We start from the raw sequence: 11,005 nt of genomic DNA, 5'->3' as shown, positions 1-11,005 counted from the left end.
TTCATCAGGCGGGAAGCTGACAGACGGATGGTGTTGTGCCTGATACCGTCTTTTTCTGTAATGTTTCCCCAGAAAGTACTCAACAGTATTTTGCTGTTGTCGGTTTTGAATACATCCACCTGGGGGATGATGCGATCGCCGGTAAGCCAGAAAGCGTGTGTCACCTTACCGGGGTTGTTGAGCCGAACTTTGGCCTGAATGATACCGTATTGCTGGCGGAAACTTTTTCCGGTATTTATAATGCCTGATGTGTAGCTGAAATCTTTGGGATAAAAGCCAAGAGCCGGATCCCATGCTTTGCCGGTCACTTCTTCCTTCCGGGTTATAATTTTCAGCATGCTTCCATCCAGTTCAAGGTTTTTTCCGTCGGTAAGAAAATGTTTGTCGGAAGCAAGGGAATAGGCATCTTTCAGAATAGTTTCCCCCCAGAAGTAACGGGTAATCCATTTGGAGGTGTCAAGGGTTTTTCCTGCAAAATCATCTTCAAATTTCAGGGTCAGTTTTTTCAGTTCTCGGAATTTATCCTGCTTCTGAACCTTAAAGAACCATCTGATTTTTTCTGATTTCTTCAGGGTAAGATATTCCTGAAGCAGTTTATATTCCTCAGAAAGGAGGTATTTTTTCTTCGGCGGCAGAAGCATAAATTCCTTCACCTTTCTGAAATCTTCGGATGCAAGATATTGTTCCAGTTCCATGTACCGGCCGGGAAGGTCAGAGGAATCCACCTGGGAGTAAATACTGAACTTCGGGGAGGCTTTGAAGGAGAAATATTTTCTGGCTTCGGGCGATTTTTTCAGCTGGAGGTATTCATTCCACAGGTCAGATTCAGGGGTAACCCTGAATTCACGTGCTGACATACTGCTTCTTTTCTGCCGGAATTCCTGGGAGGTGACTATTTTGTCAAGTTCCTCGAGGCGTTGGTATTCAGGTGATTTTTCAAAAGCCTGGGCAGCGGCCAGGGTAGCTGAATTTTTAACTTTGATATAGGTTTTCCAGCGGGGATCTTTTTGTATTTTTTTGAATTCCTGTTCTTTACGAAATTCTTCCGTATCGGAATACTTTTGGGCCTTGACGGCATTTACCTGACGGGGAAATTCCGGTGAATTGATCAATTTATCAAGTTCCTGGTACCGTTTGAGTTCTTCTGAACCGGCGTACGAAGTAAACTCCCTGAACTCAGCCCAAAGAGCGTTTTCCCTGGACTCCAGTTTTTCGGTATTGGGAATCAATCCGAGAAGCAGGCGTAGGTGAATCATACAAATAGGATTGAATAAGTGGTTAAATTTATAAAAAAATATTCACTAAACAGGAAAAGGTAAAAAATCTGATGAAAGTGAACAAATTTCTCCTTTCGGAAAATGGAGCCGGAATGCATATATCATCAACTGCAGAGAGGTCAGGGAAAAACTTCAGGGGGTGAGCACTTTCCGGAGGCTGGTCTTGATAATGGATGACCAGAGCAGGTAGCCTTCATGGTTGAGGTGGAGCTGGTCGTCAGTAAACAATTCGGGTCTTGGCTGATTTTCCGAAGTAAGAAATGCCTTTGATGTTTCAATGAACCAGGTGTTTTTATGATGCTGACAAAACGATTGTATTTGCTGATTGGCTTTCTGAATCCGTGGCCAGGCATTCCATCGGGAAGGAGTTGGAGTTATTTCAATCCAGAATACAGGTAAAGAGGGGAATCTTGCCCTGATGGTCCGGTGAATTGAGCGCACCAAAGCCTCAATTTCGCGGGGGGATTTGTCAGAAGGGGAGCCTGTAATATCGTTGGCGATAAAGATTACGATTGCCGAAGGGTTATGCGAAGAGATAATCCGGGGAGCATAGACCGCAAAATCGCTCAATTTTGCTCCTCCGTATCCTCTTCTTATTACCTTCCATGGGGCCATGTCTTCCTGAATAGTATTCCAGAGGCGGATGCTGGAACTGCCTGTGAAAAGAATGGCATTTTCAGGATCGGTTTCAATGGAATCAAGATGTTCAAGTGCACGGATTTCCTTTTCCCATGAAAGTACTTCCGGTGCTTTCTGATAGCGTAATGCCGGGGAACAGGCAAGGAAAAGGACAAGAAAAAGGGTCGAAACAAAAGGAAGAATACTGCGATGCTTCATGGTGGTGCATTAATATTCATCCCAGCTTCTGATAGCGATGTCTTCCATTTTCAGTTTACAGAAGGCGATAATAAAGGCACTGGCCAGGCGGGCGTTGGTGATGAGAGGGATGTTGAAATCGACGGCACTTCTGCGGATCATGTAATCATTGCTGAGTTCGGTCTTGGAGAGGTCTTTGGGAATGTTGATTACCAGGTCGATGGTCCGGCTGCGGAGATAATCAAGAACGTTGGGCTTTTTGTCTTCATCGGGCCAGTGCAGGGCTGTTGCCGGAATGCCATTCAGTTCCAGAAACTGTTGTGTACCTTTCGTGGCAAAGAGGTTATAGCCTTTTTCGTAAAGCATCCGGCAGCTGTTGAGCAGTTCAACCTTAGAACGCATTTCTCCGGTCGACAGAAGGATATTTTTCTTAGGAATGGTGTATCCCACAGAAAGCATGGCGGTGAGAATGGCTTCATAGAATGTATCTCCGAGGCATCCCACTTCGCCGGTAGAAGCCATGTCAACGCCGAGCACGGGATCGGCTTTCTGAAGACGGGAGAAAGAAAACTGGGGAGCCTTGACACCGATATAGTCTATATCGAATGCTGATTTATGGGGTTTTTCAACGGGAAGTCCCAGCAGAATTTTTGTGGCAATGTCTATGAAGTTCACCTTCAGCACTTTGGATACAAAGGGAAAACTGCGGGAAGCACGGAGGTTGCATTCGATTACTTTGATGTCATTGTCCTTTGCCAGGAACTGAATATTGAACGGTCCGGTAATATCAAGGGCTTTGGCGATTTCGCGCGTAATGCGTTTGATGCGCCGAATGGTTTCGAAGTAGACTTTTTGTGCCGGGAAAACCATCGTGGCATCTCCTGAATGGACACCGGCGAATTCAACATGTTCTGAGATGGCGTAGGTGATCAGCTCTCCGTGCCGGGCCACAGCATCAATTTCAATTTCCTTTGCCTGCTGGATAAATTCGGAAACGACTACCGGATATTGTTTGGATACGTTGGCAGCAAGTTTGAGGAAATATTCGAGTTCTTCCTTATTGGAAACCACGTTCATTGCGGCTCCGGAGAGAACGTAGGAAGGACGGATCAGGACAGGAAATCCGATGTCGTCAACAAACTGATAGATATCGGTCATGCTGGTAAGTTCCTTCCAGCGGGGCTGATCAATTTTCAAGGTATCGAGGAGGCTGGAAAATTTATGCCGGTTTTCAGCCTGGTCAATAGAGACGGGAGAAGAACCGAGAACCGGTACATTCTGCTCATACAGACGCATGGCAAGGTTATTGGGAATCTGCCCTCCCATGGAGAGGATTACACCTTTCGGGGATTCCAGTTCAATAATATCCATTACCCGCTCGAACGACAGTTCATCGAAGTAGAGTCGGTCGCAGAGATCATAATCGGTACTGACGGTTTCCGGATTGTAGTTGATCATCACCGACCGGAATCCTTGCTGGTTGACCGTTTGAAGCGCGCTGACACTGCACCAGTCGAATTCGACGGAACTGCCGATACGGTATGCTCCAGAGCCCAGAACAATGATGGACTTGCCGTCCTTTTCGAAAGGAATATCATGTTCTTCGCCGCTGTAGGTGAGGTAGAGATAATTAGTCCGGGCCGGATATTCAGCGGCAAGGGTATCGATTTGTTTTACATACGGAACGATTCCTGCTTTTTTCCGGAATTCCCTCACTTTAAGAAGATTTTGCTGCATGTCGCTTTTAGCTGAATGAAGCACGGAACGGGCAATCTGAAAATCGCTGAACCCTGCTTTTTTTGCGTCCAGCAACAGATCATGCGGCAGTTCTTCGAGGGAAGAGTATTTTTCGAGTTCCTGTTTAAGATGGTAAATGCGTTGCAGTTTAATGAGGAACCATTTGTCAATTTTTGTCAGATCATGAATGCGGTCGATGGAATATCCTTTTTCAAAGGCACTGGCAATGACAAAAATCCGCATGTCGGTTGGTTCTGACAATTCTCTGTCAATGTTATCAAATTCAAGATCGCGGTTGCCAACGAAGCCGTGCATGCCCTGCCCGATCATGCGGAGGCCTTTCTGAATAGCTTCTTCGAAGGTTTTTCCGATGGCCATCACCTCGCCTACGCTTTTCATGCTGCTGTTGATGGTTTTGGAAACGCCGATGAATTTGTTCAGGTCCCATCGGGGTATTTTACACACAATGTAGTCGAGGGCCGGTTCAAAAAAGGCCGTAGTAGTTTTAGTAATTGAGTTTTTCAGTTCATGCAAACCATAACCAAGTGCAAGTTTTGCTGCCACAAAGGCCAGCGGATAACCTGTTGCCTTGGAAGCAAGGGCACTGGAACGCGACAAACGGGCATTTACTTCAATCACTCTGTAATCTTCGCTTTCCGGATCGAGGGCATACTGTACATTGCATTCGCCGATAATTCCGATATGGCGTATTATTTTAATGGAAAGCTGACGCAGTTTATGGTATTCGCTGTTGGTAAGGGTCTGGGAAGGAGCCACCACAATGCTTTCGCCGGTATGAATTCCAAGGGGATCGAAATTTTCCATGTTGCATACAGTGATGCAGTTATCGAACTGATCCCTGACCACTTCGTACTCAATTTCCTTCCATCCTTTCAATGATTCTTCCACAAGAACCTGAGGGGAATAGGAGAAGGCCCTGGTAACTGTGCGGAGGAGTTCTTCCTCATCGGAGCAAAAGCCGCTGCCCTGGCCTCCGAGTGCATAGGCAGCACGAACGATCACCGGGAACCCCAGCATTTTTGCAGCAGCAAGGGCATCGTCGATGTTGGTAACAGCAACACTGCGGGGAGTTTTAACTTCAATTTCGTTCAGGCGTTCAACGAATTTTTCACGGTCTTCGGTATCTATGATAGCCTGAACAGGAGTTCCCAGTACCTTCACATTGTACTTTTCGAGAATTTTGTTTTGGTAAAGTGCCACCCCGCAGTTAAGGGCGGTTTGCCCTCCGAACGCCAGAAGAATTCCGTCGGGCCTTTCTTTTTCGATTACTTTTTCAACAAAATAGGGAGTAACCGGCAGGAAATAGATTTTGTCGGCGATACCTTCAGTCGTTTGAACGGTTGCTATGTTGGGATTAATGAGAATGGTATAAATATTTTCCTCGCGCATGGCCTTTAAAGCCTGTGAGCCGGAGTAATCGAATTCACCTGCTTCACCGATTTTGAGGGCACCGGAACCCAGAACAAGTACTTTACTGACTGGAACTTTCTGCATACCTTACCTGATAATTTGGTGGCAAATCTACGAATTATTTTATGGAAAATTTGGAAAGAAAAGAAAAAAATGCATATATTTGCAGCACAAATGTATAAATATGCCATGCTGAAGACCCGTACGCGCAGATTGATGGAAATTCGGAAACTGATCAGTACCGGAACAATCGGTACCCAGGAAGAGCTTTTGCAGAAGCTTGAAAAGAAAGGATTCAGGTATACGCAGGCGACTCTTTCGAGGGATCTGAAGTTTTTGAAAGTTGGGCGGAAAGCCGATTCGAAAAAGGGCATGGTATATGTTCTGCCGGAGGAAACGGGTTGGAACGATGTTGTACCTGAGGAAACTGCGGGGAAGACGGGTTTTATTTCCCTCGAGTTTTCCCATAATCTTGGTGTAATTAAAACCATACCGGGCTTTGCCAGCGGGCTTGCCTATCTGATCGACCATCACCAGCCGTATGAAATTCTTGCTACTGTGGCGGGAGATGATACCATACTGGTAATAGGCAGGGAAGGTGTGAAGAAGAGTGATATTCAGAAGGCTCTGGCACTGATCATCCCGGAAATTGAAAGGAAACCTTAGGGAGGGTGTGGTCGTTTGTGTTGCATTTTCAGGGGGTTTGCACACGACGGCCACCCCTTATTTTACTTTATTAACCTGATTTTAAAATTTCATACAATGAAGGAAAAAGTAATACTTGCGTACAGTGGTGGGCTGGATACTTCAGTCATATTGAAATGGTTGATTGACAAAGGATATGATGTGATTGCCTACATAGCCGATGTAGGGCAGGATGATGATTTTGACGCCGCCCGAGAAAAAGCTCTGAAAATAGGAGCATCGAAGGTGTATATCGAAGACCTGAAGGAAGAATTTGTTACAGACTATATTTTTCCGGCTATACGTGCCAATGCAGTATATGAAGGCCGGTATCTCATGGGTACGTCACTGGCCCGGCCTCTGATTGCCAAAAAGCAGATTGAAATTGCCGATGCGGAAAAGGCGGCTTATGTGGCGCATGGAGCTACCGGGAAAGGTAATGACCAGGTCCGGTTTGAGCTGACCTATTATGCCCTGAATCCTAAAATCAAAGTTCTTTCCCCCTGGAAGACGGCTGAATTCCTTAATGAATTCAAGGGAAGAAGCGATATGATTGCCTATGCGCAGGCGAAAGGCATTCCCGTGAAAGCCACCATCAGCAAACCATACAGTGAAGATGACAACCTGATGCATATCAGTCATGAGGCAGGAGTTCTGGAAGATCCGGCATATAAACCGGGGAAGGATATATTTACCAAAATTCTGCTGCCCCAGAATGCACCCGATAAAGAAACTCATATAGAAATCCATTTCAAAGACGGTACCCCGGTGAAGGTGGTTAATACGGATGATGGCACTGTAAAGGAAAAGCCGCTGGAACTTTTTATGTACCTTAACAAACTTGGTTCCGAAAACGGAATCGGTTTGCTTGATATGGTTGAAAACCGTTTTGTTGGCATCAAATCGAGGGGTGTTTATGAAACACCCGGGGCAACCATTTTGCATGTAGCCCATATGGACATCGAAGGTATTGCCATGGACCGTGAAGTGATGCGTCTGCGCAATATGCTGTCTCCGGTTTTCGCCGAAATTGTATATAACGGATTCTGGTTCAGCCCCGAGATGGATTTTCTGATGGCTGCCATCAATAAAAGCCAGGAAGTAATTGACGGAAAAGTATTTTTAACTCTTTATAAAGGCAATGTCATTGTTGACGGGCGGGAGTCTCCCAGTTCCCTCTACAATAAAGAATTGTCGAGTATGGATATTGAAGGAGGTTTCAACCAGATGGACAGTGCCGGTTTTATTAAGATCAATGCCATCCGTCTTATGGCACATCATGCTATCCTGCAGGTCAGGAAGGCTAATGGCAGAATCTGATTGTACATGATTGTTTATTAACCCCCTTAAAATTATTTTACTATGAAACTCTGGGATAAGGGCACAGCCCTTGAAAAACTCATCGAAACGTTTACCATTGGTAAGGACAATGAACTTGACGTGGTTCTTGCTCCCTACGATGTTCTTGGAACAATTGCCCACATCCGTATGCTGAAGCACATCGGATTGCTGACCGAGACCGAACTGAAAAAGCTGGAATATGAGCTGATCAGGATTTACAACAAAATAAAGGAAGGGGAGTTCCGCATCGAGGAGGGAGTGGAGGATGTTCATTCGCAGATTGAAATGATACTAACCGACCGCCTTGGTGATATCGGGAAAAAAGTTCACACTGGCCGGTCTCGGAATGACCAGGTTCTTGTTGATATCAAGCTGTATATCCGCGATGAAATCAGGGAGCTGACACAACAGACCAGATCGCTGTTTGATCTGCTTCTGAACCTCAGTGAAAAATACAAGGATGTTCTTCTTCCAGGTTATACGCATTTTCAGATAGCCATGCCTTCCTCTTTCGGTTTGTGGTTTGGGGCGTATGCCGAAAGCCTGACCGATGACATGCAGTTATTGCTGGCGGCTTACCGCATTGCCAACCAGAATCCTCTGGGTTCAGCGGCAGGATATGGGTCTTCTTTTCCTCTGGACAGAAAGATGACGACGGCCCTTCTGGGGTTTGATACCCTGAGCTATAATGTAGTGAATGCGCAGATGGCAAGGGGTAAAGTAGAAAAGATTGTAAGCTTTGCCGTGGGGTCCATTGCCTCTACCCTTGGGCGGCTTGCCATGGATGCCTGTTTATACAGCAGTCAGAACTATGGTTTTATTTCCTTCCCTGATCAACTGACAACCGGATCCAGTATAATGCCCCACAAGAAAAATCCGGATGTTTTTGAACTGGTAAGGGCAAGGTGCAATAAACTTCAGGGTGTAGCCAACAACCTGAGCCTGATACTTGCCAATCTTCCTTCGGGGTATCACAGGGATATGCAAGTTACCAAGGAGGTTTTCATGCCTGGCTTTGCAGAGATAAAGGAATGCCTGAAGATGACCCAAATGATGCTGGAGCATATAAAAGTGAATGAGCACATCCTTGATGATCCCCGGTATGATTATCTGTTCAGCGTTGAGGAGGTAAACCGGCTGGTGCTGGAAGGGATGCCTTTCAGGGATGCTTATAAACAGGTAGGTAAGTCAATAGCAGATGGAACCTATAAACATCCCGAAAACATTCACCATACCCATGAAGGCAGTATCGGAAATCTTTGCAATGATGAGATCAGGAAGAAAATGGACAACATCCTGGAATCATTTCACTTTGAAGTAATTGACAAGGCTTACCAATACCTGTTGCAGGAAGCATCTATGTAACTTTAAGAAAATGCCAGATTCGTTGCGTATTGTTTTCAGGGTGGAGATTGCTACTCTACTGAAGGAAGGTCAGCTTGATCTTTCGCGGATGGAAAGGGTTTCCATGCTGTGTACTAACCTGATGAACTGCGGCCACAAGGTGGTGCTGGTATCATCCGGAGCTATTTTTCTTGGATCACAGCGGCTGGGAATGAAAACAATCCCTGCCGCCCTGACCGGGAAGCAGGCCGCTGCAGCTGTTGGACAGGCTGAACTTATCACACAGTATCAGAAATGTTTTGATGGTTTCAACCAAACGGTGGCACAGGTGTTACTTACACAGGATGTTCTTGAGAACCGAATATGGAGCCTGAATGCTGAGAATACATTTCGCCGGCTCATGGATAAAGGAATTATACCCATTGTCAATGAAAATGATTCCGTATCGACCGAGGATATTGAACTGGGCGACAATTATCCTCTGGCGCTTCAGGTTGCAAGAATCGTGCATGCCCATATGATCATTCTGCGGCACATATCGGAAGGAACGTATCTGATCTATACCTATACCGGCGAAGTGATTCAGGCCGGGGAAAATGAGATTTTTGAAACGGCGAAGCGTATAAAACGTGATGCGGGTTTCATGCAGCAGCCTTTGCAGCATTTTCCCGCAGGAGTGCCGCAGGATTATATTTATTAAGACGGAGGAGATGGATTACAGAGATTTATTGAAAAACAGGAAGCGGGTTGTTGTAAAGGTCGGGAGTTCAAGCCTTTCATACGCCAATGGTAAGATCAATTATTCCCGTCTGGAGCAGGTTGCTATTGTCCTTTCGAAACTGCAGGCCGAGGGCAGACAGATGGTTCTTGTATCTTCCGGTGCAACCGCTGTTGGGGCCGGAAGAATGGGAATTACCGGAAAGCCTGTTGACAAAGTGGAAAAGCAGGCATTGGCAGCCATTGGTCAGGCCGGACTTATTAAAATATATCAGCGTTTTTTTGACCGGCATAATCAGGTTGTGGCGCAGGTGTTGCTTACCCGCGATGCTATTACCGTTCCGGTTCGCCGAAGAAACGCCCGAAATACACTGGATTCGCTTCTGGAGATGAATGTCATCCCTATTATCAACGAGAATGATACCGTTTCAACGGAACAGATTGAGTTTGGAGATAACGACACCCTTTCAGCTTATGTAGCCGAGCTGATTGATGCTGACCTGCTTGTTATACTCAGCGATATTGACGGCTTGTATTCAGGTGATCCCCATATTGACCCGGAAGCAAAGATGATTTCACTGGTTACGGAGTTTTCCCCCTGGCTCGAGAGTATTGCTTCAGGATCGGCATCTTCATTCGGTACTGGGGGAATGGTTACCAAGATCGTGGCAGCACGTATCTGCTGGGAGGCCGGAATCGATGCCGTTATAGCCAGCGGAGAAGACCCGTCGGTACTCGTCAGACTGCTGGAAGGAGAGGAACTGGGAACGTTATTTGCTTTTGGAAGCAGAATGACAGTCTGCTGAAAATGACGAACTAAAAAATTTAGATGGAAAAATGAACAGTCTGGAAGAATATGGGAAAAAGGCGAAAGTTGCCTCACGGATTCTGGCAGGAGTTACTGTTGACAGGAAAAACGAGGCTTTGAATCAGGCAGCAGATCATTTAATCCGGTACCAGGAAAGGATTCTGGAAGAAAATCATAAAGATGTTGAAGCTGCGCGCAATGCAGGGGTGAAAGGAGCGCTTCTCGACCGGCTGATGCTTAATGAGGGCCGCATTGCCTCCATGGCCGAAGGGTTAAGGCAAATTGCCGTGCTGGAGGATCCGGTGGGTGAAGTGCTCTGGATGAAGCAGAGGCCAAACGGTTTGTTGATTGGCCAGCAGAGGGTTCCTCTCGGAGTGGTTGGTGTGATCTATGAAGCACGGCCCAATGTAACAGCCGATGTTGCCGGTTTGTGTCTGAAAACAGGAAATGCTGCTATTCTTCGCGGGGGAAGAGAGGCCATTTTTTCCAATAAAGCCATTGTGGAATGTTTGCAGGTTGCCCTGGAAAAAACCGGTTTGCCCAAAGACAGTATACAGCTGATAACTGATACTTCCAGGGAAAGCGCTCAGGCCCTTATGCGAATGAATCAGTATCTTGATGTTCTGATTCCACGAGGCGGAGCCGGATTGATAAAGTCGGTTGTGGAAAACAGCACGGTACCCGTTATTGAGACCGGTACCGGGAATTGCCATGTTTACATTGACAACCCCAGTGACCTCAAAATGGGAATTGATATTATCGTCAATGCAAAGACCCATCGTCCGGGAGTTTGCAATGCTGCCGAAACTTTGCTGGTGCACAAAGACATGGCTGAAATCTTTCTGCCGGA

9 protein-coding genes are annotated in these 11,005 nt (G+C 46.2%); 6 read left to right on the top strand and 3 right to left on the bottom strand.

The genetic code is table 11. The annotated features are described in order from the left end of the window. From GX419_06660 to carB, 3 genes are all read right to left on the bottom strand, one after another. Nucleotides 1-1,256: hypothetical protein (locus tag GX419_06660; protein NLI24366.1), on the bottom strand; the 1,256-nt coding region annotated here is incomplete at its 3' end. A gap of 153 nt (nt 1,257-1,409) precedes the next feature. Further along, the gene (locus GX419_06655) at nt 1,410-2,114 is read right to left on the bottom strand and encodes a hypothetical protein (protein NLI24365.1); all 705 of its coding nucleotides are present in this window, start codon (nt 2,112-2,114) and stop codon (nt 1,410-1,412) included. A gap of 9 nt (nt 2,115-2,123) precedes the next feature. After that, entirely contained in the window at nt 2,124-5,345 is a 3,222-nt protein-coding gene (carB, locus tag GX419_06650; protein NLI24364.1) for a carbamoyl-phosphate synthase (glutamine-hydrolyzing) large subunit, read from the bottom strand. A gap of 108 nt (nt 5,346-5,453) precedes the next feature. Here carB and GX419_06645 point away from each other — a divergent pair, with 108 nt between their 5' ends. From GX419_06645 to GX419_06620, 6 genes are all read left to right on the top strand, one after another. Then, nucleotides 5,454-5,927, top strand: a complete 474-nt coding sequence (locus GX419_06645; GenBank protein NLI24363.1) for a hypothetical protein — start codon at nt 5,454-5,456, stop codon at nt 5,925-5,927. Between the two features lie 96 nt (nt 5,928-6,023). Continuing rightward, a complete protein-coding gene (locus GX419_06640; GenBank protein ID NLI24362.1) occupies nt 6,024-7,265 on the top strand; it encodes an argininosuccinate synthase in 1,242 nt (413 codons plus the stop codon). A 42-nt stretch (nt 7,266-7,307) separates the two neighbouring features. Beyond that, the gene (gene argH, locus GX419_06635; protein NLI24361.1) at nt 7,308-8,651 is read left to right on the top strand and encodes an argininosuccinate lyase; all 1,344 of its coding nucleotides are present in this window, start codon (nt 7,308-7,310) and stop codon (nt 8,649-8,651) included. A gap of 10 nt (nt 8,652-8,661) precedes the next feature. Next, nucleotides 8,662-9,330 (top strand): hypothetical protein, encoded by a 669-nt coding sequence (locus GX419_06630; protein NLI24360.1) that lies wholly within the window; start codon nt 8,662-8,664, stop codon nt 9,328-9,330. 10 nt (nt 9,331-9,340) lie between these two features. Continuing rightward, on the top strand, nt 9,341-10,153 hold the full coding sequence (proB, locus tag GX419_06625) for a glutamate 5-kinase (protein ID NLI24359.1): 813 nt from the start codon (nt 9,341-9,343) through the stop codon (nt 10,151-10,153). 31 nt (nt 10,154-10,184) lie between these two features. Further along, a partial coding sequence (locus tag GX419_06620; GenBank protein NLI24358.1) for a glutamate-5-semialdehyde dehydrogenase occupies nt 10,185-11,005 on the top strand: 821 nt, incomplete at its 3' end.

The sequence above is a fragment of the Bacteroidales bacterium genome (genome assembly GCA_012517825.1).
Taxonomy (GTDB): domain Bacteria; phylum Bacteroidota; class Bacteroidia; order Bacteroidales; family JAAYUG01; genus JAAYUG01.
Note: the sequence above shows the minus strand (reverse complement) of the source record. Positions and strands in the feature narration are given on the sequence as shown.

What these genes read in the sequence shown, in the direction of transcription:
- GX419_06655 (NLI24365.1), bottom strand. Translation starts at nt 2,114, where the DNA reads ATGAAGCATCGCAGTATTCTTCCTTTTGTTTCGACCCTTTTTCTTGTC.
- carB (NLI24364.1), bottom strand. Translation starts at nt 5,345, where the DNA reads ATGCAGAAAGTTCCAGTCAGTAAAGTACTTGTTCTGGGTTCCGGTGCC.
- GX419_06640 (NLI24362.1), top strand. Translation starts at nt 6,024, where the DNA reads ATGAAGGAAAAAGTAATACTTGCGTACAGTGGTGGGCTGGATACTTCA.
- argH (NLI24361.1), top strand. Translation starts at nt 7,308, where the DNA reads ATGAAACTCTGGGATAAGGGCACAGCCCTTGAAAAACTCATCGAAACG.
- GX419_06630 (NLI24360.1), top strand. Translation starts at nt 8,662, where the DNA reads ATGCCAGATTCGTTGCGTATTGTTTTCAGGGTGGAGATTGCTACTCTA.
- proB (NLI24359.1), top strand. Translation starts at nt 9,341, where the DNA reads ATGGATTACAGAGATTTATTGAAAAACAGGAAGCGGGTTGTTGTAAAG.